The sequence below is a fragment of the Rhodanobacter sp. C01 genome, from assembly GCF_002001045.1.
Classification (GTDB): domain Bacteria; phylum Pseudomonadota; class Gammaproteobacteria; order Xanthomonadales; family Rhodanobacteraceae; genus Rhodanobacter.
The window spans coordinates 168196-190135 of sequence record NZ_MUNR01000006.1; the positions used below are offsets into that span (position 1 = coordinate 168196).

At 65.2% G+C, this 21940-nt stretch carries 23 protein-coding genes; 15 read left to right on the forward strand and 8 right to left on the reverse strand.

The window, feature by feature from the left end:
- Positions 1-65: 65 nt before the first annotated feature.
- From leuS to nadD, 4 genes are read left to right on the forward strand one after another with little or no spacing between them, the layout of a single operon-like run.
- A complete protein-coding gene (gene leuS / locus B0E50_RS03415) occupies positions 66-2705 on the forward strand; it encodes a leucine--tRNA ligase (RefSeq protein WP_077439900.1) in 2640 nt (879 codons plus the stop codon).
- Between the two features lie 5 nt (positions 2706-2710).
- Positions 2711-3259 carry an LPS assembly lipoprotein LptE gene (gene lptE, locus B0E50_RS03420; RefSeq protein ID WP_077439730.1) on the forward strand — a complete coding sequence of 183 codons (549 nt, stop codon included), beginning with the start codon at positions 2711-2713 and terminating at the stop codon, positions 3257-3259.
- Positions 3259-4269 carry a DNA polymerase III subunit delta gene (gene holA, locus B0E50_RS03425; RefSeq protein ID WP_077439731.1) on the forward strand — a complete coding sequence of 337 codons (1011 nt, stop codon included), beginning with the start codon at positions 3259-3261 and terminating at the stop codon, positions 4267-4269. The genes lptE and holA overlap by 1 nt, the downstream gene beginning before the upstream one ends.
- A complete protein-coding gene (gene nadD / locus B0E50_RS03430; protein WP_077439732.1) occupies positions 4266-4898 on the forward strand; it encodes a nicotinate-nucleotide adenylyltransferase in 633 nt (210 codons plus the stop codon). Before holA ends, nadD begins: the two co-directional genes overlap by 4 nt.
- Before the next feature lie 70 nt (positions 4899-4968).
- Here nadD and B0E50_RS03435 read toward each other — a convergent pair whose 3' ends face one another.
- From B0E50_RS03435 to B0E50_RS03445, 3 genes are all read right to left on the reverse strand, one after another.
- On the reverse strand, positions 4969-6840 hold the full coding sequence (locus B0E50_RS03435; protein WP_217343191.1) for a 3'-5' exonuclease: 1872 nt from the start codon (positions 6838-6840) through the stop codon (positions 4969-4971).
- Positions 6841-6937: 97 nt separating this feature from the next.
- Positions 6938-7879 carry an oxygenase MpaB family protein gene (locus B0E50_RS03440; protein WP_077439734.1) on the reverse strand — a complete coding sequence of 314 codons (942 nt, stop codon included), beginning with the start codon at positions 7877-7879 and terminating at the stop codon, positions 6938-6940.
- Positions 7880-7926: 47 nt separating this feature from the next.
- Positions 7927-8352: an OsmC family protein gene (locus tag B0E50_RS03445; protein WP_077439735.1), complete on the reverse strand. Its 426-nt coding sequence runs from the start codon at positions 8350-8352 to the stop codon at positions 7927-7929.
- Between the two features lie 149 nt (positions 8353-8501).
- Here B0E50_RS03445 and B0E50_RS03450 point away from each other — a divergent pair, with 149 nt between their 5' ends.
- The 7 genes from B0E50_RS03450 (at position 8502) to B0E50_RS03480 (ending at position 12953) form a co-directional block, all read left to right on the forward strand.
- Complete coding sequence (locus tag B0E50_RS03450; RefSeq protein ID WP_077439736.1) at positions 8502-8777, forward strand: GNAT family N-acetyltransferase; 276 nt, start codon at positions 8502-8504, stop codon at positions 8775-8777.
- A gap of 85 nt (positions 8778-8862) precedes the next feature.
- Positions 8863-9552, forward strand: coding sequence for a DUF1345 domain-containing protein (locus B0E50_RS03455; protein ID WP_077439737.1), 690 nt, complete (start codon positions 8863-8865; stop codon positions 9550-9552).
- Between the two features lie 181 nt (positions 9553-9733).
- Entirely contained in the window at positions 9734-10816 is a 1083-nt protein-coding gene (locus B0E50_RS03460) for a nitronate monooxygenase (protein WP_077439738.1), read from the forward strand.
- Positions 10817-10904: 88 nt separating this feature from the next.
- Entirely contained in the window at positions 10905-11291 is a 387-nt protein-coding gene (rsfS, locus tag B0E50_RS03465) for a ribosome silencing factor (RefSeq protein ID WP_077439739.1), read from the forward strand.
- 13 nt (positions 11292-11304) lie between these two features.
- Positions 11305-11775, forward strand: coding sequence for a 23S rRNA (pseudouridine(1915)-N(3))-methyltransferase RlmH (rlmH, locus tag B0E50_RS03470; RefSeq protein ID WP_077439741.1), 471 nt, complete (start codon positions 11305-11307; stop codon positions 11773-11775).
- Between the two features lie 59 nt (positions 11776-11834).
- Positions 11835-12284: a GNAT family N-acetyltransferase gene (locus B0E50_RS03475; protein WP_077439743.1), complete on the forward strand. Its 450-nt coding sequence runs from the start codon at positions 11835-11837 to the stop codon at positions 12282-12284.
- Between the two features lie 90 nt (positions 12285-12374).
- Positions 12375-12953, forward strand: coding sequence for a Maf family protein (locus tag B0E50_RS03480; RefSeq protein ID WP_077439745.1), 579 nt, complete (start codon positions 12375-12377; stop codon positions 12951-12953).
- Positions 12954-12956: 3 nt separating this feature from the next.
- Here the strand turns inward: B0E50_RS03480 and B0E50_RS03485 are convergent, their stop codons facing one another.
- Positions 12957-13805 (reverse strand): type II CAAX endopeptidase family protein, encoded by an 849-nt coding sequence (locus B0E50_RS03485; protein WP_254427166.1) that lies wholly within the window; start codon positions 13803-13805, stop codon positions 12957-12959.
- A gap of 208 nt (positions 13806-14013) precedes the next feature.
- Here B0E50_RS03485 and B0E50_RS03490 point away from each other — a divergent pair, with 208 nt between their 5' ends.
- Positions 14014-14790, forward strand: coding sequence for a class I SAM-dependent methyltransferase (locus B0E50_RS03490; protein ID WP_077439747.1), 777 nt, complete (start codon positions 14014-14016; stop codon positions 14788-14790).
- Between the two features lie 9 nt (positions 14791-14799).
- Here B0E50_RS03490 and B0E50_RS03495 read toward each other — a convergent pair whose 3' ends face one another.
- Entirely contained in the window at positions 14800-15192 is a 393-nt protein-coding gene (locus B0E50_RS03495) for an MAPEG family protein (protein WP_077439748.1), read from the reverse strand.
- A gap of 119 nt (positions 15193-15311) precedes the next feature.
- On the opposite strand from B0E50_RS03495, the gene B0E50_RS03500 reads away from it, so the two are divergent.
- Together B0E50_RS03500 and B0E50_RS03505 are read left to right on the forward strand one after the other, a co-directional pair.
- Positions 15312-16178 (forward strand): neutral zinc metallopeptidase, encoded by an 867-nt coding sequence (locus B0E50_RS03500; RefSeq protein WP_077439750.1) that lies wholly within the window; start codon positions 15312-15314, stop codon positions 16176-16178.
- Positions 16179-16278: 100 nt separating this feature from the next.
- Positions 16279-16665, forward strand: coding sequence for a YkgJ family cysteine cluster protein (locus tag B0E50_RS03505; protein ID WP_077439752.1), 387 nt, complete (start codon positions 16279-16281; stop codon positions 16663-16665).
- Between the two features lie 24 nt (positions 16666-16689).
- On the opposite strand, the gene B0E50_RS03510 is transcribed toward B0E50_RS03505, so the two are convergent.
- Together B0E50_RS03510 and B0E50_RS03515 are read right to left on the reverse strand one after the other, a co-directional pair.
- Positions 16690-17472 carry a class III extradiol ring-cleavage dioxygenase gene (locus B0E50_RS03510; RefSeq protein ID WP_077439902.1) on the reverse strand — a complete coding sequence of 261 codons (783 nt, stop codon included), beginning with the start codon at positions 17470-17472 and terminating at the stop codon, positions 16690-16692.
- Positions 17473-17599: 127 nt separating this feature from the next.
- Complete coding sequence (locus B0E50_RS03515; RefSeq protein WP_077439754.1) at positions 17600-19540, reverse strand: DEAD/DEAH box helicase; 1941 nt, start codon at positions 19538-19540, stop codon at positions 17600-17602.
- A 135-nt stretch (positions 19541-19675) separates the two neighbouring features.
- Between B0E50_RS03515 and fghA the strand changes: the two genes are divergently transcribed.
- Complete coding sequence (fghA, locus tag B0E50_RS03520) at positions 19676-20524, forward strand: S-formylglutathione hydrolase (RefSeq protein ID WP_077439756.1); 849 nt, start codon at positions 19676-19678, stop codon at positions 20522-20524.
- Positions 20525-20569: 45 nt separating this feature from the next.
- Here the strand turns inward: fghA and B0E50_RS03525 are convergent, their stop codons facing one another.
- Positions 20570-21898, reverse strand: coding sequence for a DEAD/DEAH box helicase (locus tag B0E50_RS03525; protein ID WP_077439758.1), 1329 nt, complete (start codon positions 21896-21898; stop codon positions 20570-20572).
- Positions 21899-21940: the final 42 nt, after the last annotated feature.

The following is a 21940-nucleotide window of genomic DNA, read 5'->3' on the forward strand; positions in this document are numbered from 1 at the left end:
GTCTGATCAGTTCACCGCTGCCGGCTGCCACCGGCGCGCACCCACCGCACCACGGCAACGGAACCATGCAGGACATTCAAGCACCGATCTCTCCCGAGCAGGATGAAGCTGCCTATCGCCCGCAGGCGGTGGAAGCTGCCGCGCAGCAGTACTGGAACACGCAGCGCGCCTATGAAGTGAAGGAGGATGCCGCGCGGCCGAAGTTTTACTGCCTCTCGATGCTGCCGTACCCGTCCGGTGCGCTGCACATGGGTCACGTGCGCAACTACACCATTGGGGACGTGATCAGCCGCTACCAGCGCATGCAGGGCAAGAATGTATTGCAGCCGATGGGCTGGGACGCGTTCGGCCTGCCGGCCGAGAACGCCGCGATCAAGAACAACACCGCGCCAGCCAAATGGACCTACGCCAACATCGACCACATGCGCAGCCAGCTCAAGTCGTTGGGCTATGCGATCGACTGGTCGCGCGAGTTCGCTACTTGCAAGCCGGACTACTACCGCTGGGAACAGCTGATGTTCACCCGCCTGCTCAAGAAGGGCATGGCGTACCGCAAGAACGCGGTGGTGAACTGGGATCCGATCGACCAGACCGTGCTGGCCAACGAGCAGGTGGTCGATGGTCGCGGCTGGCGTTCCGGCGCCGTCGTGGAGAAGCGCGAAATCCCGCAGTGGTTCCTGAAGATCACCGACTACGCGCAGGAGCTGCTGGACGGCCTGGACACGCTGCCGGGCTGGCCCGACGCGGTCAAGACCATGCAGCGCAACTGGCTGGGCCGTAGCGAGGGGCTGGAAATCCACTTCGCTGTGGAAGGCGAAGCCGAGCCACTGACAGTGTTCACCACGCGCCCGGACACGCTGATGGGCGTGACCTTCGTTTCGATTGCGGGCGAGCATCCGCTTGCGCTGAAAGCGGCGCAGGGCAACCCGCAGCTGGCCGCGTTTCTCGACGAGCTGAAGCATGGTGGCGTCTCCGAGGCCGAGCTTGAGACCCAGGACAAGCGCGGCATGGCTACCGGCCTGTTCGCGATCCATCCGATCAGCGGCGACAAGGTGCCGGTGTGGGTGGCCAACTTCGTGCTGATGGGCTACGGCACCGGCGCGGTGATGGCGGTGCCCGGCCACGATGAGCGCGACTTCGCGTTTGCGCACAAGTACGGCCTGCCGATCAGGCAGGTGATCGCCGCTGGTGACGAAAACTACGACGCGGCGAGCTGGCAGGACTGGTATTCGGACAAGACCCGTGCCGACATGCGCGTGATGAACTCCGGCGCGATGGATGGCAAGGATTACCGCGCCGCCTTCGACTACATTGCCGGCGTGCTCGAAACCGCAGGCAAGGGCCAGCGTCGGACCAACTGGCGGTTGCGCGACTGGGGTGTCAGTCGTCAGCGCTACTGGGGCTGCCCGATCCCGGTGATCTATTGCCCCAAGTGCGACGCAGTGCCGGTGCCGGAAGACCAGTTACCGGTGGTGCTGCCGGAGGACGTGGCGTTCAGTGGCGTGCAGTCGCCGATCAAGGCCGATCCGGAATGGCGCAAGTGCATCTGTCCGCAGTGTGGCGGCCCGGCCGAGCGCGAGACCGACACCTTCGACACCTTCATGGAGTCGAGCTGGTACTACGCGCGCTACACCAGCCCCGGTGCGAATGCGCAGATCGACGAGCGCGCCAACTACTGGCTGCCGGTCGACCAGTACATCGGCGGCATCGAACACGCGATCATGCATCTGCTGTACTTCCGCTTCTATCACAAGCTGCTGCGCGACGCGGGGATGGTGCATTCGGACGAGCCGGCGCAGAACCTGCTGTGCCAGGGCATGGTGATCGCCGAGACGTTCTACCGCGACAACGCCGACGGCTCGAAGGACTGGATCAACCCGGCTGCGGTCGAGATCCGACGCGACGACAAGGCGCGCGTGATCGGTGCGGTGCTGAAGGCTGACGGCCAGCCGGTGAAGATCGGCGGCACCGAAAAGATGTCGAAGTCGAAGAACAACGGCATCGACCCGCAAACCATGGTGGGCAAGTATGGTGCCGACACCGTGCGGCTGTTCTCGATGTTCGCCGCCCCTCCGGAACAGTCGCTGGAATGGAGCGAGGCTGGCGTCGAAGGCATGTCGCGCTTCCTCAAGCGGTTGTGGCGCGAAGTGACCACGCATGCGGCCAATCCCGACCACCCGGTCACCGATCCGGCTGCACTGGATGCGACCCAGAAGAATTTGCGTCGCCAGCTGCATGAGACGATCCAGAAGGTCGGCGACGACTTCGGCCGCCGCCACTCCTTCAATACCGCCATCGCCGCGCTGATGGAACTGCTCAACGCGCTTGGCAAGTTCACCGACCAGAGCGAACAGGGTCGTGCGGTGCGCCACGAGGCGCTGGAGGCGATGGTGCTGCTGCTCAATCCGGTGGTGCCGCACATCAGCCACGCACTGTGGCAGGTACTTGGGCACGCCGAGAGCGTGCTGGAGGATCAGTCGTGGCCCAAGGCCGATCCGGCTGCGCTGGTGCGTGACTCGGTTACGCTGGCGGTGCAGATCAACGGCAAGTTGCGCGCTACCATCGAGCTGGCTGCGACGGCCTCGAAGGAAGAGGCCGAAGCTGCAGCGCGGGCGCAGCCGCAGGTGGTGCATTTCCTGGAAGGCATGAGCGTGCGCAAGGTCATCGTGGTTCCCGGCAAGATCGTCAACATCGTCGCAGGATGAAATCCATGAGCTTCATGAAAGCGGGACGACTGTTCCAGGCTGCACTGCTGCTGATCCCGATGCTCGCACTGGCCGCCTGTGGTTTTCATCTGCGCGAAAACGCGGCATTGCCGCCGTCGCTGCAGCGCATTCACCTTACTGTCGCTGGCGGCGGGGAATTCCCGCGCATGCTTTCCCGTGCACTGGAAACCTCCGGTGTCACGGTCGAGGACAACGCGGGTACCGGCATTGCCGAATTGCGTGTGCCGGTTGCCGCGTTCGGTACCGACTCGCTGACCAATGGCGGCTATGTGCGGATCACCGAATACTCGGTGCACTACCAGGTGCAGTTCGACGTGACCGGTCCCGACGGCACCTTGCTGATCCCGTTGCAGCACATCAACATGTCGCGCGAATACAGCTACGACGCCACCAACACCGTCGGCAACGCCTCGCAGGTGGAGGAAATCCAGCACAGCCTCAACGACGACATGGTGCAGGCGATCCTGTTCCGGTTGCAGGCGGTCGGCAAGCATGGGCTGGCCGTGCCGGCGAGCGCATCCAGCACGCACTGATGCCGCTCGGTTCCAGTCAGTGGCAGAAGGCGCTGGCGGCCGACCGCCTGGCGCCGGTGTACCTGCTCGCCGGCGAGGAACTGCTGGTGCTGGAAGCGGCCGACGCGCTGCGCGCGCAGGCGAAGAAGCTTGGCTACAGCGAGCGCGACGTGCTCGATGTCGGTCAGCATTTCGACTGGGACGAGCTGGCGCGTTCCGCCGCCGGCATGTCGCTGTTTGCCACCCGCCGGCTGATCGATCTGCGCCTGCCCACCGGCCGTCCGGGTATCGAAGGCGCCAAGGCGATCAATGCGTTCTGTGCCGATCCGCCACCCGATGTCACCTTGCTGATCACCGCGATGGAGTGGAGCAGCAAGCACGATGGCGCGTGGAGCAAGAAACTCGACGCCAGCGGCACGATGGTTGTGTTCAACGCGCCGCGTCCGAACGAGTGGAGCGCGTGGATCGGCGCGCGGCTCGCCTCGCGCGGGCTGTCGGCCACGCCCGATGCGATCGCCTTGCTCGCCGAGCGCGTCGAGGGCAACCTGCTGGCCGCCGCGCAGGAGATCGACAAGCTCGCCGTTTTGCACGATGAGAGCCGCATCGATGCCGCCGAGATGGAAAACCTGGTGGCCGACAGCGCCCGCTACGACGTGTTCAAGCTCACCGATGCTGCTTTCGTTGGTGACGGCGCGCGCGCGTTGCGCGTCCTTGCCGGGTTGCGCTCCGAAGGCGACGAGCTGCTTGCGCTGATGGGCTGGCTGGTCAATCAGCTGCAACTGGCCTTGCGCCTGGCCAACGCACATGACCTCGCTGCCCAGTTCCGCGCCGAGCATCTGTGGCAGGCACGCGAGACCCTGTTTCGCCAGGCGTTGCGTCGCGCCCCGCGTGAGCACTGGCTGCAGTGCCTCGCGCGTGCCTCGCGCATCGATCGCATGGTCAAGGGTCGCGAAGCCGGCAATCCGTGGCAGGAGGCCGAGCGGCTGATTGCCGCGATCGCCGAGCCGCGCGCGGCACGGGTACTGGTGTGAAGCCTCTCGCCATTTTCGGGGGCACCTTTGATCCGGTGCACCTGGGCCATTTGAGTGTGGCGTGGGAAGCCGCCGAACTGCTCGACGCCGACGTGTGCCTGATGCCGGCGAGCGTGCCGCCACATCGTCCGCCGCCGATGGCTTCGGCAGCGCAGCGCGTGGCGATGCTGCGCGCTGCGCTGCAAGGTCAGTCACGCCTGACGCTGGACACCCGCGAACTGGAACGCAGCGGGCCGTCCTACACGATAGATACGCTGATCGAATTGCGCGCCGAGCAAGGCGACCGCCCGTTGCTGTTGCTGATCGGTGCTGATGCATTCGCCGGATTGCCTAGCTGGCACCGCTGGCGCGAATTGTTCGAGGTTGCGCACGTCGGCGTGTTGAGTCGACCCGGCGTGGAGGCCGAGCTGTCGGATGAGCTGCAGCACGTGATTTCAGGTCGTCGTGTGGAAGATGTCTCCGTGCTGCACCACACGATGGCCGGCAAGCTGATCGAGCTGGCGGTCACGCCGCTGGAAATCTCCGCCACGCGCATCCGCGAGCTGCTCGCCGAGGGACGCGATCCGCGCTATCTGCTGCCTGCGGGTTTGTTCGACGATCCGGGATTGCTGGCGCCATACCGCAGTTGAGTCGCCAGCAGGTAGATGTCTTCGTGTGATCTCAAGCCGGATATGAACGCCCTATCGATGTCGTGCCGAATCATGTGCGATTCGCCAACTGCCCCTGCACCTCGTTGATCGAATCGCGGATGCGCTTGCTGAACACCGAGTCGTCGTGGTGGATCAGCAACAGGTGTTCGGTCGCGCGGGTCATCGCGACGTAGAGCAGGCGCGCTTCGTCAGCCTCGGTCTGGCCGGGCTTGGGCAGCGAACCGAGGCCGGGGATGATCACGAATGGAAACTCCAGGCCCTTGCTGGAATGCATGGTGACCAGCTTGACGCTGTCCTCGACCACGAACAGGGTTTGCTTGCCGGTGCTGTCGGCAAGCCGGCTCGGGATACCGATGCGCTGGAGTGCCTCGTGCAGCTTCTCGCCTTCCCACTGGTTGCGGAACAGCACCGCCATGTCGGAATACGGCCGGCCGCTGGCGTGCTCGTCGCGCAGGCGTGCGATCAACACGTCGAGCTGGGCGCCGGCGGTGTCGGTGCGTACCAGCTCGGGCACGGCACCGCGACGACCAGCGCTCTCCGGTGCGATCAGCGGCACGCCGTCATCATCATCGCTGCGCGATTCGAGCAGGTCGTGGGCGAAGGCACGTGCGACCGAGAGGATCTCCAGCGTGTTGCGGTAGTTGAGCTTGAGGATGGTGGTGCGCCCCTGCGCCTGAACGCCCAAGCTCTTCCAGCTGATCTTGCGCCGGTCGGCATTGCCGTAGATGTTCTGTGCGTCGTCGTACAGCACCAGCAGGGAGTTGGTGGCCGGGTCGATCATCTGCACGATCAGCTTGTACCAGTCCGGCTCGAAGTCGTGGCCTTCGTCGATCAGCACGGCGCCGTACTGGAAGCGCGGAATCTGGCCGCGGTCGACGCCGGCGATCACGGCCGGCGGCAATGCCTCGAAGAACGCCTTGTCCTTTCCCGGCGGTAGCGGCACGTGGTACGCCACCAGCATCTTGCGGCACCACTTGTGGAAGTTGTAGACCTGCACTTTCTCGCTGAGACCGCGCTCGCCGATCAGCTGTTCGAGCCGTGCGGCCAGCGTCTTGTTGTAGCAGAGCACCAGGATGGGTTTGCCCAATTCGCGTGCCAGCTGCATCGCGCGGAAGCCCAGGATCATCGTCTTGCCGGAACCGGCGACGCCGTGGATGATCCGGTGCTCGCCACCGAGCGAACGCGCCAGCTGTTCCTGCTGCGAATCCATCACCTTGACCAGGTCGGGAATCTCCAGCGGACGCACCGTTGCGTCGGTGGGGCCGAACAGACCGAACTGGCCGCTGCCGGGCTCGACCCGCAGTTCGGGAAACAGATGCCAGCGCACGCGGTCGATCTGCGGCAGGGTGATCGCCACCGGGAACACCTGCGGGAACATTGCCCACAAACGCTCCTGGAACGCCTCGGCATCGACCGTTTCGTACAGTTCGTCGCGGCAGATCACCAGATGTTCGGGCACCACGTCGCCCAGGCCACCTTCATCGAATTGCCTGCGGGTGATGTTGGCCAGCACCACACCCCAGGCCCACGGCATGATCAGCTTGCCGGCATGGCGGGAACCTTGCGGGTGGCGCAACGCTGGATCGCGCTCCAGCACCACACCGATTTCCAGTGCATAGGCGCGTGCCTGCAGCAGCGGGTTGTTCTCCTTCACCAGGCCACGATCGGTGATCAGGGTGAACTGGGTGCTGTCGGCATGCTGGATGGTGTCGGCCTTCCAGTCCTTCACTTCCAGTACCAGCAAGCCACGGCGCGGGTGGAACACCACGAAGTCCGGATGGCGCTGCTTCAACCCGACCGGCACGTCGTACCACAGCAGGTAATCGTCCTCGAGCTTCTGTTCCAGCCGTTCGGAAACGCGTTTCTCGCCGCCGGTCATGCGCGGCAGGCAACTGTTGCGGGTCGGAATGAGTGTTGCCACTGGAGCCCCTGAATGACGCGTATCGAAGGACGTTAGCGGATCGGACGGAGCTGTCAATCTCGGACGGCCGTTTCGGCGCGGAGGCTCATGCGACCCGTCACTCCCAGTGCTGCAGCTGTTCCGGCGACATGTCCACGCGCCGGCAGGCACGGCTGGCGATGCCGTCTTTCAATGCGGCGCGGAACACTGGCGCGATCGATCGCAACGCGTGGGCCGCCAGCCGGGCCTGTCGTTGCTGTCGCGATGTGCGGCCCAGCAGGGTGACTGCCCAGTCGGGCAACAGTGCGCTGCCGGCCAGCAGGAACAGGTCACGCGACAAGCCGGCCGCCGGTACCGGCAGGCGGACCTGCGACAGCAGTTCAAGCACCACGCGTGAGCGTTCGGTATAAGCCAGTTCAGGCTGGATACGCTGGAAATACTCGGTGACGGCGTGCTCGGATGCCGGTACGTCACAGGCGCCAAGCGCCTCGGCAATGCGTCGCACTTCGTCATAGTAGCGATCGGCTGCGTCGGCCGGCATCGCCACGTGGCTGTAACGGCGATAACCCTGCAGGAAGCTGTATGCCTCGGTGACATGTACCCAGGTCAGCAGGGCCGGATCGTTTGCCGCATAGGGACATCCATCCTCGCCATGCCCGGTGATATGCGTATGGATCTGCCGGACGTGTTCGATCAATGCCTCGGATTGCGTGCGCGGCGCGTAGGTGGTGCCGCCGACAAAAGCGGTGGTGCGGCGCAGGCGACCGACCAGATCACCGCGGAAATTCGAGTGATCCCAGACCCCGGCCAGCGCCAGTGGATGCAGTGTCTGCAAGGTCAGTGCGGCCAACCCACCGGCCAGCATGCCGGGGAAATCCGAGTGCACGCGCCAGGTCGCGCTGTCCGGACCGAACAGGCCCGGATCGCCGTGCGGGTGGTCGTAATCGATGCCACCGCTGCCACTCCGGGCGCGCGGGAATGCGCTCAGCACCCAGTGCCGTATCGCCGTGCGAACCGGTTCGCGGGCGATGCGGGTGAGAAAGTTTGGCGGCGTGGGCATGCGGCAAGTCTAGCGTGATGCCACGCCCACTCTGTCGACATGGTGTTTCAGGTATCCAGCGTGGCATCCAGCGTGATGGTGGCCTTCAGCACCTTGGAGACCGGGCAGGCCTCCTTGGTGGCCAGTGCAATCTTCGCGAACGTGGCGGCGTCTGCGCCGGGCACCCTGGCCCTGCACGTGAGATGTACTGCGGTGATCGAAAAGCCGTCACCGTTCTTGTCCAGCGTCACCGTTGCCTTGGTGTCGATGCTGTCGGCGGTGAGTCCTGCGCTGCCCAGGCCCAACGAGAGCGCCATCGAATAGCAGCCGGCATGGGCCGCCGCGATCAATTCCTCCGGGTTGGTACCGGGGCCGTCCTCGAAGCGTGAGCGGAAACCGTAAGGCGACTCGCGCAGCACGCCGGATTCCGTCGAGAGCGAGCCCTGGCCGTCCTTGATGCCGCCGGACCAGTGGGCAGATGCGGATTTCTTCACGGGATTCTCCTGTGGAACAGTGACAAACAAGTGCCAACCATGACCGGCGACGTGTACAGATGGCGCGAATGGAACGATGCGCCGCCATCACATCGGCATGGCCGTACTGATCGTATGCTGGGCAATCGGGTTTTCACGGCGGAGTCCAGATGTCGCTCATCATCCAGCACGATCGCAGCGCGCATCGTTTCAGCACACAGGTGGACGGTGCCGATTGCGGGCTCGACTACGCCCTCGTCGCGGGTGTGATGACAATCACCCACACCGGAGTGCCGCCGGCGGTGGGTGGTCGCGGCATTGCCTCGGCGCTGGTTCAGGAGGCTTTTGCGACGGCGCGCCGCGAAGGCTGGAAGGTAGTGCCGGCATGTTCGTATTCCGCCGTGTGGTTGGGACGGCATCCGGAGTACCGGGATCTGGTTGCCTGAAGATCGTAAACAGGCCTCGAGACTCCCGTTATCATCGTGAGATTGCCGGCGCCAGCGGGGCGCCGATCCGGAGGTTCGCATGGATATGGATAACGACAATGCAGGCATGGCGGGTGGCGCGAAGAGGCGTCGCTGGCGGCCGCTGCATTCCGTGAAGGCACGTCCGCGGACATTCATTGCCCTGTTGATCTTCATCGTCGTCGGCGCCGTGCTGCTGGCGATGAAACTGCGACCGGCCACGGCGGTTCTGCTGGCGTTCGATCTGGCGGCGCTGGTGTTCCTCGGCATCATCGCCCGCATGTTCAACCAGGCTTCCGCAGCACACATGCGCAGCCAGTCGCGCGCGCAGGACACCGGACGCTGGGGCATCCTGTGGAGTGGCATCGTGCTCTCGACCGTGGTGCTGGTGGCGTTGAGCAGCGAGCTGCACGCCGCCAAGGGTGGTGGTCTGCTGGCGCTGGGCGTGGGGGCGCTCAGCGTGGTGCTGAGCTGGCTGTTCCTCAACATCATGTTCGCGATCCATTACGCGCACGGCTTCTACGGCGATCTCGGCGAGAAGCACGCAGGGCTGCAGTTTCCCGACACGCCGCAGCCGGATTACTGGGACTTCGCCTACTTCGCGATCGTGATCGGGATGACCTTCCAGGTCTCCGACGTGCAGATCACCAGCCGTTACCTGCGCCGTGTGGCCTTGCTGCACAGCGTGATCGCGTTCTTCTTCAACGTGTTCATCATCGCGATCACGGTCAACATCGTGGCCGGGCAGGGCGGCTAGGTAACCGGCCGATAGCTGGTGTCGAAGGATGCGATGAAGAAGGCTGGCGACACCATGAGCTCAGGCGGCTGAGACGTCGGCACCTGCTGGCGGGCGCCACCATCATGGCATCCCGCCGGCTACTTTTGCTGCAGGCAAGGGCAGCGGATACTGGGCCGCCCATCCGCTGCCGGTCATCGACATGACTTCACCATTCGCCAGCCGCCTCGGCATCGAGCATCCGCTGATCCAGGCGCCGATGTCCGGTTCGACACCACCGGCTCTGGTGGCCGCCGTGTCGAACGCGGGTGGCCTCGGTTCGCTCGGCGCCGGTTATCTGGAACCGCAGGCGATCCTCGATCAGGCGGCGCAGATCCGCGCCCTCGGCGACTGCCCATATGCGATCGGTCTGTTCGTGCTGCCGGACGAATTCGAGGCCGACATGGCGGCCGTGGCGAAGGCTCGCGAGCAGCTCGATGCGCTGATGGTGCAGGAGGGCGTCGATGTCCGCACCAGCCTGCCCGCACGCTGGGCACCGCGTTTTTCCGATCAGTTCGCTGCCTTGTGCGAAGCGCGCCCGGCGGTGGCGAGTTTCGCGTTTGGCGTGATCAGCCCGGCGCAATTGCACGAGCTGCGTCAGCGCGACATCTACGTGATCGGCACCGCCACCACGGTGGCCGAGGCGCATGCCTGGGTCGATGGGGGCGCGGATGCCGTCTGCGTGCAGGGCGCCGAAGCCGGTGGCCATCGTGGCACCTTCCTGCACCGGGCCGAGGACGCGATGATCGGCCTGTTTGCGCTGCTGCCGCTCACCGTGCGCGCGCTGGCGGCTGGGGCCAGGAATGTCCCGGTGATCGCCGCCGGCGGCATCATGGACGGCAACGGCCTGCTGGCGGCGGAAGTTCTCGGCGCAGCGGCCAGTCAGCTTGGCACGGCCTTTCTCACCTGTCCTGAATGTTCGGCGGCCGAAGCCTGGAAACAGGATCTGCTGCGGGCCGACGAACAGCAGGTCACTACCATCCGGGGTTTCTCCGGGCGTGCGGCCCGTGGCTTGCGCAACCGCTTCGTCGAGGCCATGCCGGAAGCGGTGCAGGGGCTGCCGTATCCGGTACTGAATGCGCTCACCGCGCCGTTGCGCCGCGCCGCTGCGGCAGCCGGGCGTGGTGATCTGCTGTCCGAGTGGTGCGGGCAGGCCGCCGGCCTGGTGCGCCCGCAGCCCGCCGCCGAGCTGGTGGCGCGCCTGATGCATGAGTGCCGGCTGGCCCGGCGGACACTGGTATCCTGATCGGGACCCGGAACGCGACTTGGCGGCAGGGCAGGTATACTGCGTCCGCGCCATTTTGCGCTGCGATCCCGCATCGAGGCCCATCCTCTTGAGTACTGCCCGCACGAACAAGTCCGTCACCACGGCCACCCTGCGCAAGTCCGTCATCGACGCGCTGGAAGAGCTGAAAGCCAAGGACATCCGTGAGATCGACGTCCGCGGCAAAACCTCGATTGCAGACCTGCTGGTCATCGCCTCCGGCACCTCCGCACGCCACGTCAAATCCATCGCCGACGAAGTGTCCAAGTTCGCCAAGAAGGCGGGCGTGATGCCGTTGGGCGTGGAAGGTGAAGTGGAAGGCGAGTGGGTGCTGGTCGACCTGGGTGACGTGATCGTCCATGTGATGCTGCCACGCATCCGCGAGTTCTACGGGCTGGAGCGCCTGTGGACGGTGGGTGACCACGGCCACGAAGCCGACGCTGTGCAAGCCGGCTGAGTTGTCCTGCGGCATGCGCGCACGCCTCATCGCGGTTGGCGAACGCATGCCCGGCTGGGTGGCCGAGGGTTTTGCCGAATACCGCAAGCGCCTTTCGCACGAGTTGCCGCTCGAACTGATCGAGCTGAAACCCGGCAACCGCGGCAAGGGTCGCGACGATGCGCGGGCCATCCAGGACGAAGGCGTGGCGATACTTGCCTCCTTGCCGCACGATATCCACGTGGTTGCGCTCGATGGCCGCGGCAAGACCTGGTCCAGCGAGGAGCTCGCCGGACAGCTCGCACGCTGGCGCATGGCCGGGCGTGACCTGGCCTTCCTGATCGGTGGTCCCGATGGCCACGCACCCGACGTGCTGGCACGCGCCGACCAGCGCTGGTCGCTCGGCCCGTTGACCCTGCCGCACATGCTGGTACGACTGGTGCTGGCCGAGCAGTTGTATCGTGCCACCACCATCATGGCCGGGCACCCTTACCATCGCGCCTGATGTCAGCCTCGCGAAAGCGTGCAGCGCGAGTCTGAGCCACCGCATGCACAGGAGTCGCCATGAGCTTCCGGATCCACCAGGCCAGCATCGACGATCTCGACACACTGGTGCCACTGTTCGACGACTATCGCCAGTTCTACAGACAGTCATCGGATGTTGCGCGCGCGCGTGCCTTCCTGGCCGAGCGCATCGCCAGGCAGGAGTCGCAGGTTCTGCTGGCGCTTGATGATTCCGGTTCAGGGCTCGGTTTCAGCCAGCTCTATCCGCTGTTCTCGTCGGTGCGTGTGGTGCGCACCTGGCTGCTCAATGATCTGTTCGTTGCCACCGCCGCACGGCGGCAGGGGGTGGCGAGGGCCTTGCTGATCGCTGCCGCCGATCATGCGCGCAGTCAGGGCGTGGCCAGCCTGTCGCTGTCCACATCACTCGACAATGCGCCGGCACAGGCGCTCTACGAGTCGCTGGGCTGGCAACGTGACCAGGGGTTTTGCGAGTACGGCCTGGTGCTTTAGGCATCGGTCCGGGTGAGCGTCAGCAGCACCGCACCTGATGCTCCCAACAGCCACTATCCTTGCATCTCTTACGAATCCGGGAACAGTGTGATGCTTTATCTGGCTTCGCAGTCACCACGTCGTCGTGCCCTGCTGGAGCAGCTCGGTGCAACATTTTCCGTGCTCGATGTGGAGGTGCCGGAACAGCGTGCTGCTGGTGAACTGCCACAGGACTATGTTCATCGCGTGGCGCGCGACAAGGCACGTGCAGGACTGGCCTTGCTGGATGCCGGCGATCGTGACCATGCCATCGTGCTTGGCGCGGATACCGAAGTGGTGCTGGCTGGCGATGTGTTCGGCAAGCCGCGTGATGCCGAGGACGCTACAGCGATGTTGCGCCGGCTTTCGGGGCGCACGCATGAGGTCATCTCCGCGGTATGGCTGGTCGGTGCCGGACACGAACATGGCGATGTCTGTATCTCGCTCGTGCGCTTCGCCGTACTGGATGAAGCGACGATTGCCGCCTATGTTGCCACCGGTGAGTCGCTCGGCAAGGCGGGGGCGTATGCGATCCAGGGGCGTGGTGCGGCCTTGATCGAGCATTTGCAGGGCAGCTATTCCAGCGTGATGGGTCTGCCGTTGTTCGAGACGGAGCGCCTGCTGCGCCACTTCAAGGTGACCACGGGCTGAGCTTCAGCCGGGCAAATTGATCGCCACGAACCATGCGGCTACCGCCAGCAGATTGTTGACGCCATGCGCCAGCACGCCTGGCCAGATCGAGCCCGAGCGCAACCGCAGCCAGGCCAGTGCCAGCGCCAGCAGCAACAGGTCGGGCAGCGCGAACCATTGCCATTGCAGGCCCGGCAGGTGCACCAGGGCAAACGCCAGCGAGCTCAGCGTCATCGCCCAGCCGGTACGCCAGCGCTGCCATAGCGCCGAAAGCAGCACGCCACGGAACAGCAGTTCCTCCACCACCGGCCCCACACTCACCACGACCAGCACCAGCATGATGCGCCATGCCGGTGGGGTATCCGCGCCAAGCTGCTGGATGTTCTGGGTCACGGTCTGTCCGTGCGCCAGCAGCTGGGTCAGCCATCCACCGAGCAGTGGCGCAGTCAGTCCGATCGCGACAGCCAATGCGAGAAACAGCGGACGGGTCGTGCGCACGAAACCGAAACCGGGCGGCTGCGCCAGCGACCACAGATGCGGCCAGCGCCGTCGTGTCAGCAGCAGGATCAGGGCCGCGGCCAGACTCAGCGTGGCTATCACCAGCAGCGCCGGCATGCCGGGTTGATCCAGCATGCTGCGGATGCCATCGTCGGCATGGGCCATGCCTTGCCACGGGCGCACGAAGCCCATCGCCACACCCAGCACCAGTGCGATCAGGCCACTGCCGACAGCCTGCAGCACGAAGTAAAGCGCGACCAGGCCCAGTGCCGCCCGCAGCCCCGGTGGACGGGCGGGAGGCGATGCGATGATCGGCGCCGGCGGTATCGCGGATGGTGTCGGCAAAATATCGATGGGCGCGGGCATGGTATCCATGGTGAGTCGATTTCGCAGTCGGGCAGGCCCCGTGGCGGCGCGTACGGTGTGACATTCAACACGTCCAAGCTAGCCAGCCGACGCCGGCTGGCGCAATCGGTCGATCGGCATGGTTGTACTGTGGACTGCAGTGGATTCCTCGCAAAAACTTGCAGCAGCGGATCATCCCGGTAACATCGCGGTACCGGTCGGGTCAGGGGGAACATCGATGACTGTCGATTTTGGCAGGACTGCCAATGACTACGCTCGCCATCGTGCCGGGTTTCCCGAGGCATTCTTCGAGCGACTGTTTGCCGACGGTACCGTGCAGAAGGGTAACCAGGTGCTGGATCTCGGCACCGGCACCGGCACCGTCGCCCGCGGACTGGCCGTCCGCGGTGGCGAGGTCACCGGTCTTGATCATTCCGCTGCCTTGCTGGCGGAGGCAGCGGAGCTCGATCGTGCTGCCGGCGTGCAGGTGAAGCAGGTGCGTGCGCGGGTCGAGAACGCCGAGTTTCCACCGGCATCATTCGACGTGATCACCGCCGGCCAATGCTGGCACTGGTTCGACCGTTCGCGCACGGCGTCGCAATCACGCAGCTGGCTGAAACCGGGCGGCCGGCTGGTGATCGCGCACTTCGACTGGCTGCCGCTGAACGGCAATCTGGTGCAGGACACCGAGCGGTTGATCCTGACCTGCAATCCCGGCTGGACCATGCACAGCGGCAGCGGCCTGTATCCGGCATGGCTGAAGGACGTGGCCGAAGCCGGTTTCACCGGCCTGCGCACCTATTCGTTCGATCTCGATGTGCCGTACAGCCATGTGGACTGGCGCGGCCGCGTTCGTGCCAGCGCCGCCATCGGCGCGGTACTGGACCAAACCAGGGTGCAGCGCTTCGACAGCGAGCTGGCCGCCATGTTGAGTGCCCGCCATGCGGCAGAACCGATGGCGGTGCCGCATCGCGTATGGGTATTGAGTGCGGTCGCGCCTGGCCTGCTGGCTTGAGCTGTTGCCTCAGCCCAGCAGCATGACGCGCACGACACCGATCGAGGCCATCACCAGCAACGCAGCCCAGCCGACCATGGCGACCATGAAGCCAGGCCCACGCTTGCCCGCATCCTTGAGATAGGCCAGCGCATACCATACCCGACCGACCAGCCAGACCAGCCCGGCGATGCCGGCCCACCCGCTGAAGCCGTATGTCGCCGCCAGCCACAGCACCGGCAGGAACATCACCGTGCTCTCCAGCGTATTCATCTGCACGCGGTAGGTGCGCTCGAATGCCGGATCGCCGCTGATCGCAGGTGCCTTGATGTTGTACTTGCCACGGGCGTGACCTACGGCCCACATGGTGCCGAACAGCAAAAAGACGGTAAGCAGGGTGACCAGGGCGGGCAGGTGGGTCATGGCAGGCTCTCGCTGAAAAGTCGCCTACTGTAACGGGAAGGCGTGCATGGCGTGATGCCGGGCAAGGCGCTATCGTCGCCGGGCGTGCCGGGGGCGGTGCACAAGACAGCGAGGGGCGTATGGACTGGCAGAAAGGTGGCAGCAGCGACAACGTCGAAGTCGATAGTGGCAACGGTGGTGGCGGTGGCGGAGGGGGTGGTTTCGGCGGCGGTCGCATGGGCTTGGGCGGCCTGATCGTGTTGGCCATCCTGGGTTGGGTCTTCTTCAAGAATCCGCTGGCATTGCTGGATCAGGGCGGTACCCAATCAAGTGTGCCCGCGCAGAGCGCACCGGTGCAGATCGACCCACAGCAGAAAGCGTTTGTCAGCGCGATCCTGCATTCGACCGAGCAGACCTGGGGCGAGATTTTTCAGGCGAAAGGGATGACCTATGTGGATCCGAAACTGCATCTGTTCAGCGGTGGCGTGAACACGGCCTGCGGTGGCGCGACAACGGCAGTGGGGCCGTTCTACTGTCCGGGCGACCAGAAGGTCTACCTCGATGTGGCGTTCTTCCAGCAACTGCAGGATGAGCTGCATTCTTCAGGCGACTTCGCCCGCGCCTACGTGATCGCGCATGAAGTGGGCCATCACGTGCAGAAGCTGACCGGCGTGTTCGACAAGGTGCAACAGTTGCAGCGTCAAGGCCAGCCGATGGATGGTGCGGACGGCTTGTCCGTGCGGCAGGAGCTACAGGCGGACTGCTATGCCGGCGTGTGGGCGAACCACAGCCAGAAGGATCTGAACTGGCTGCAGCCGGGTGACATCGAGTCGGCGCTCAACGCAGCCAGCCACATCGGTGACGACACCTTGCAGCAGCAGGCGCAGGGGCGTGTGCGGCCGGATACCTTCACCCACGGCACGTCGGCGCAGCGGGTGAAGTGGTTCAAGACCGGTTTCAGCAGCGGCGACATGGATCAGTGCAACACGTTTGCCGGCGCACCGTAGGAAAATTTGACGTCCACGAAGAAAGGCCTGCCGCACGGCAGGCCTTTCGCGTTCTAGAATCCACAGGCTGCGTGCCTCGGGGTGCGCCATGGTTAGCTCGATGGAACATCCCTGTCTGCGTTGCGGTGCCTGCTGCGCGCACTTTCGCGTGGCGTTCCACTGGTCGGAGGCCGATGCCTCGCTCGGTGGCTGCGTACCGCCAGAGCTTACCGAGAAACTCGACCCGCACCGGCTGGCGATGCGCGGCACCGACACCGCGCAGCCACGCTGCGTGGCCTTGCAAGGCACGGTGGGTGTGGCGGCGCATTGCGGTATTTATGCGCGGCGCCCATCGGTATGCCGCGAGGTGCAGCCATCGTGGGAGTCCGGCACGATCAGCCTGCAATGCGACAAGGCGCGCCTCGCGCATGGGCTGCCAGTGCTGACACCACGGGACTGGTTCCAACCATTCGATGCCGACACGCCGCCGTTGCCGCAGATCGCCTGATCGCTCCCGCCGCTGGGATGTCGTTCAATCGAAGCGATAGATGTCCATCGCCAGCAGGCCCATGTCGATGCCCGCATCGATCCGTTGTGCATGCGCATGTTCGCCCGCCGCCCCGAGCGCCACGAACAGCGGCAGCAGATGCTCGTCGGTGGGGTGCGCGCGTTCGGCAAACGGTGCCTGCCGGCGATAGTCGAGCAGGGCGCCGATGTCGCCGGCGGCGAGTTTCTGCTCGATCCAGTCGATGAACGGCTTCACGTACGGCGCCTGCCGTTCGTCGCTGTAGCCGGCACGGAGATCGTGCAGGTTGTGGGTGATGCTGCCTGAGCCGATCACCAGGACGCCATCATCGCGCAGTGGCGCCAGTGCCTGGCCCAGCGCGTACTGATGTGCCGGGCCGAGTTCAGGCTGGATTGAGACCGGCACGACCGGGATGTCTGCTGCCGGATACAGCAGACGCAGTGGTACCCAAGCGCCGTGATCGAGCCCGCGTTCGGGATTGATGGCAGGCGCCAAGCCGGCCTGATCCAGCAACTGCATGACGCGATCGGCCAGCACGGGATCGCCCGGCGCGGGATAGTGCAGCTGATACAACGCGGCCGGGAAGCCGCCGAAATCGTGGATGGTCTCAGGCGCGGCTGCACTGCCAACCTGCGGCCGCCGCGATAGCCAGTGGGCGCTGGCCATCACGATCGCCTTCGGCTGCGGCAGCACCGCGGCCAGCTCGGCAAGCCGTTTGCCGGTCAGGCCGGGTTGCAGCGCGGTCATCGGTGAACCGTGCGAGATGTACAAGCTGGGCAGCCTGGTCATGGCGTCGTCCATAGGCAGAGGTTGTCCATAGAGTATGGACGCCATGGTGTTTTTCAGCGGCCTCCGGTGGGAGATGCTGTGTCGCCCGATCGAAACAATCGGGCGACCCGGACGCGAGGTTCGCGAATTACTTTCGCGGTGGTTTCCCGCCACCGTGCCGCGGCTTGAAGCCACCTGACTTGGCACCGCCCGGCTTGAATCCACCAGGTTTCTTGAATCCACCCGGCTTGTGCGCCGGCGCGGCATGGCCGGTGTCGGTGTCGCTGCCGTCCCATTCGTGGATGCGCAACTGCTGCTGCACGACCCAGACCTTCTTCAGGTGTTCGAACACTTCCTTCGGCATGCCGTCGGGCAGGTCGATCAGGCTGTAATGGTCGCGGATGCTGAGGCGGCCGATGAACTGGCTTTCCAGGCCTGCCTCGTTGGCGATCGCGCCGACGATGTTGCCCGGCTTCACACCGTGCTCGTGGCCGACCTCGATGCGATAGGTGCGCTTGCCTTCTTCAGTGGCATGCGCGCGCGCCGGACGATGGCCAAATTCGCGCGAGGGTGCATGCTCGTGCGCGCCGTGTTCGCGCGGTTTGTGTTCATGCGGCCTGGATTCGCGCGCAGGGCGGCTTGCGGCGCCTTCGCGTTCGAACGACGGACGTCGCTCGTTGCCGGCGCGCTCGCGCGGTGCACGGTCGCTGCGCTCGCGCGATGCCGGCTCGTACTTCTCGCGCTTCGGCGGGGGCGCCAGCAGCAGCGGCTGATCGCCCTGCGCGATGCGTGCCAGCGCGGCAGCGATCTCGATCGCCGGCACGTTGTGTTCCTGCTCGTACTGCTCGATCAGCTTCTGGAATTCGCCCAGGTCGCCGATGGCCAGCGTGTCGCTGATGCGTTGCTTGAACTTGCCGATGCGCACGTCGTTGACCACGTCGACCGATGGCAGCTGCATCTGCTCGATCGGCTGGCGGGTGGCGCGCTCGATCGCATGTAGCATGCCGCGTTCGCGCGGGCTGACGAACAGGATCGCCTCACCGCTGCGCCCGGCGCGGCCAGTGCGACCGATTCGGTGCACATAGCTCTCGGTGTCGTACGGAATGTCGTAGTTCATCACGTGGCTGATGCGTTCCACGTCGAGACCGCGCGCGGCCACGTCGGTGGCGACCAGGATGTCGAGCTTGCCGTCCTTCAACTGCTGGATCACCCGCTCACGCTGCGGCTGGGCGATGTCACCGTTGATCGCAGCCGCCGCGAGACCACGCGCCTGCAGCTTGCCGGCCAGTTCCTCGGTGGCCTGCTTGGTGCGCGCGAAGATGATCATCGCATCGAACGGCTCGGCTTCGAGGATGCGCGTCATCGCATCGAGCTTGTGCATGCCACTGACGAACCAGTAGCGCTGGCGGATGTTCGCCGCGGTGGTGGTGGAGGACTTGATCGTGACCTCGACCGGATCCTTCAGATGGCGCTGCGCGATCTTGCGGATGACGCTGGGCATGGTCGCCGAGAACAGCGCGACCTGGCGCTGCGGCGGTGTCGCCTGCAGCACTTTCTCGACGTCGTCGATGAAGCCCATGCGCAGCATTTCGTCGGCTTCATCGAGCACCAGGTACTTCAGTTCGGACAGATCCAGCGTGCCCTTGTCCAGATGGTCGATCACGCGGCCGGGCGTACCGACCACGACGTGCACGCCGCGCTTGAGCGAATGCAGCTGCGGGCCGTAGCTCTGGCCACCATAGATCGGCAGCACCTGCAGTCCAGGCAGATGCGTGGCGTAACGCTGGAATGCTTCAGCCACCTGGATGGCCAATTCGCGCGTGGGTGCCAGCACGAGTGCCTGCGGCTTGCCCGGCTTGAGGTTGATGCGTGACAGGATCGGCAGCGCGAACGCCGCGGTCTTGCCGGTGCCGGTCTGCGCCTGACCGAGCACGTCGCGGCCTTCCAGCAGCGGCGGGATGGTGGCAGCCTGGATCGGCGAGGGGGATTCGTAGCCGACGTCGGTCAGGACACGCAGAACGTCAGGGTGCAGAGCGAGTGCGCCGAAGCCGGACGAAACCGGGGCGTTGTCGGAAGCGGGGGATGACATGGGAACCTCGAAACTGGAAGCGGCACCGGGAATGCGGCGCGCAAGTCGTGCATTCTATCAGTCTGCAGCCTTGCGCGTTGTGGTGTGACTGAATGTGAAGCGGTGCGTGGTTATGTTTGGGTGGAATGAAGGACGGTGAACATGCTTGAAACGATTTCGGAACAGCGACTGCATGGCGGCATTCAAGGCTTTTACCGGCACACTTCGGAGGCCTGTAGCGGCCCAATGCGCTTTGCCGTGTATCAGCCGCCGCAGGCCACACAGCAGCCGTGCCCGGTGCTGTATTTCCTGGCCGGGCTGACCTGTACCGAGGAAACCGCCACGGTCAAGGCCGGTGCGCAGCGACTGGCTGCCGAGCTGGGCCTGGTGCTGGTGATGCCGGATACCAGTCCACGTGGCACCGGTATCGACGGCGCCACCGGCGACTGGGAATTCGGCGAGGGCGCCGGCTTCTACGTCGATGCCTGCATGGCGCCGTGGTCGTCACGCTTCCGCATGCATAGCTACGTGGTGGACGAGTTGCCGGCCTTGATCGCCGCCCACTTTCCGGTGGATGTCTCACGCAGCAGCATCTGCGGCCATTCGATGGGTGGTCATGGCGCGTTGACGATCGCCTTGAAACATCCCTCGCGTTACCGCTCGGTGTCCGCATTTGCGCCGATCGTGGCACCCACTGAAGTGCCATGGGGACGCAAGGCATTGCCGCGCTATCTCGGCACCGATCCGGTGGCTTGGGCCGACTATGACGCCTGCGCGTTGGTGCGGCAGCAGATGTTTCCCGGCACGATCCTGATCGATCAGGGCAACGCGGATCAGTTCCTGGAGACGCAGCTGAGACCCGAGCTGTTCGGCCGGGCCTGCGCCGAAGCCGGACAGGCACTGCTGCTGCGCCGGCATGCCGGCTATGACCACAGCTACTGGTTCGTCACCAGCTTCATCGACGATCACCTGCGCCACCACGCCGCTGCTCTGGCGTTGCGCTGAAGCATGCGACATGGCGGCCGTCAGGCCACCATGTCGTCGATCCACTCAGGCCTTGGCGGCCGGGCGCGGATTCGAACGGCGGCGCTGGTTGCCCGCGGCGTGATCGCCACGACCCTGCGGGGCATAGCCGTTCGGCCGAGCCGAGCCGGCGGGTTTGCCCTGGCGCGGCGCGCGCGATTGACGTTGGCCACCGCCGCCACCCTGCTTCGGGCGCGGTGCACCGGCGTCCAGCCGCAACGGCGTGGACGGCTCGTAGCCGGTCACGTTGTTGATGGCGATGTCCTGCTTCAGCAGCTTGCGGATGTCGAACAGCAGGCCGGATTCGTCATGGCTGACCAGCGATACGGCGAGACCTTCCATGCCGGCACGACCGGTGCGGCCGATGCGGTGCACGTAGTCCTCGGCGACCGAGGGCAAGTCGAAGTTGATCACGATCGGCAGTTGTTCGATGTCGATGCCACGGGCGGCGATGTCCGTGGCTACCAGCACGGTGACGCGGCCGCTCTTGAAGTCGCTCAAGGCGCGGGTGCGCGCGTTCTGGCTCTTGTTGCCGTGGATCGCGGCGCTGCGCAGGCCGGAGGCATTGAGGAAGGTCACCAGCTTGTCGGCGCCATGCTTGGTGCGGCTGAACACCAGCGACTGACGGCGGCTGTCGGCCGACAGCAGGTGCAGCAGCAGGTCGCGCTTGCGCGAGGTGTCGACCGGGTGCACCTGATGGCTGACCAGGGTGGTGACGGTATTCGGCGCCGAAACCGAGATCTCTTTCGGGTTGCGCATGAAATCCATCGCCAGCGCCTTGATCGCCGGTGCGAAGGTGGCCGAGAACAGCAGCGTCTGGCGCTTCTTCGGCAACGCGACGAGGATGCGCTTCAGTGCTGGCAGGAAGCCCATGTCGAGCATGCGGTCGGCTTCATCCAGGATCAGCGTTTCCACGCCGGACAGGTCCAGCGTGCGCTGCTGCATGTGGTCCATCAGCCGGCCGGGGGTGGCGATGACGATATCCACGCCGCGACGCAGCGCGTTGATCTGCGGGCCCATGCTGACGCCACCGAAGATGGTGGTGGCGCTGACCTGCATGTGCTTGCTGTAGTCGCGCAGGTTCTCGTGCACCTGGGCAGCGAGTTCACGGGTCGGGGTGAGCACCAGTGCGCGCGGACGGCGCGTCATGGTCTGGCCACTGGTGGACAGTTTCTGCAACAGCGGCAGTGCGAACGCGGCGGTCTTGCCGGTGCCGGTCTGGGCGGCGGCGAGCAGATCGTGACCTTCCAGTGCAGCCGGGATCGCGGCGGCCTGGATCGGGGTGGGCTGGGTGTAGCCGTAATCGGCAAGCGCACGCAGCAACGCGGGCGCAAGGCCCAGCGAATCGAAGGACATGTAACACTCCTGAGCAACCCGGAGTGTTCATACCGTGTTGCA

Excerpts from the sequence above, each read along its gene's own strand:
- B0E50_RS03475 (WP_077439743.1), top strand. The coding sequence starts at position 11,835 with ATGAGCTTCCGGATCCACCAGGCCAGCATCGACGATCTCGACACACTG.
- holA (WP_077439731.1), top strand. The coding sequence starts at position 3,259 with ATGCCGCTCGGTTCCAGTCAGTGGCAGAAGGCGCTGGCGGCCGACCGC.
- lptE (WP_077439730.1), top strand. The coding sequence starts at position 2,711 with ATGAGCTTCATGAAAGCGGGACGACTGTTCCAGGCTGCACTGCTGCTG.
- B0E50_RS03455 (WP_077439737.1), top strand. The coding sequence starts at position 8,863 with ATGGATAACGACAATGCAGGCATGGCGGGTGGCGCGAAGAGGCGTCGC.
- B0E50_RS03450 (WP_077439736.1), top strand. The coding sequence starts at position 8,502 with ATGTCGCTCATCATCCAGCACGATCGCAGCGCGCATCGTTTCAGCACA.
- B0E50_RS03440 (WP_077439734.1), bottom strand. The coding sequence starts at position 7,879 with ATGCCCACGCCGCCAAACTTTCTCACCCGCATCGCCCGCGAACCGGTT.
- B0E50_RS03510 (WP_077439902.1), bottom strand. The coding sequence starts at position 17,472 with ATGACCAGGCTGCCCAGCTTGTACATCTCGCACGGTTCACCGATGACC.
- leuS (WP_077439900.1), top strand. The coding sequence starts at position 66 with ATGCAGGACATTCAAGCACCGATCTCTCCCGAGCAGGATGAAGCTGCC.
- B0E50_RS03500 (WP_077439750.1), top strand. The coding sequence starts at position 15,312 with ATGGACTGGCAGAAAGGTGGCAGCAGCGACAACGTCGAAGTCGATAGT.
- B0E50_RS03480 (WP_077439745.1), top strand. The coding sequence starts at position 12,375 with ATGCTTTATCTGGCTTCGCAGTCACCACGTCGTCGTGCCCTGCTGGAG.
- B0E50_RS03485 (WP_254427166.1), bottom strand. The coding sequence starts at position 13,805 with ATGGATACCATGCCCGCGCCCATCGATATTTTGCCGACACCATCCGCG.
- rlmH (WP_077439741.1), top strand. The coding sequence starts at position 11,305 with ATGCGCGCACGCCTCATCGCGGTTGGCGAACGCATGCCCGGCTGGGTG.
- B0E50_RS03490 (WP_077439747.1), top strand. The coding sequence starts at position 14,014 with ATGACTGTCGATTTTGGCAGGACTGCCAATGACTACGCTCGCCATCGT.
- B0E50_RS03460 (WP_077439738.1), top strand. The coding sequence starts at position 9,734 with ATGACTTCACCATTCGCCAGCCGCCTCGGCATCGAGCATCCGCTGATC.
- B0E50_RS03505 (WP_077439752.1), top strand. The coding sequence starts at position 16,279 with ATGGAACATCCCTGTCTGCGTTGCGGTGCCTGCTGCGCGCACTTTCGC.
- B0E50_RS03525 (WP_077439758.1), bottom strand. The coding sequence starts at position 21,898 with ATGTCCTTCGATTCGCTGGGCCTTGCGCCCGCGTTGCTGCGTGCGCTT.
- B0E50_RS03495 (WP_077439748.1), bottom strand. The coding sequence starts at position 15,192 with ATGACCCACCTGCCCGCCCTGGTCACCCTGCTTACCGTCTTTTTGCTG.
- B0E50_RS03515 (WP_077439754.1), bottom strand. The coding sequence starts at position 19,540 with ATGTCATCCCCCGCTTCCGACAACGCCCCGGTTTCGTCCGGCTTCGGC.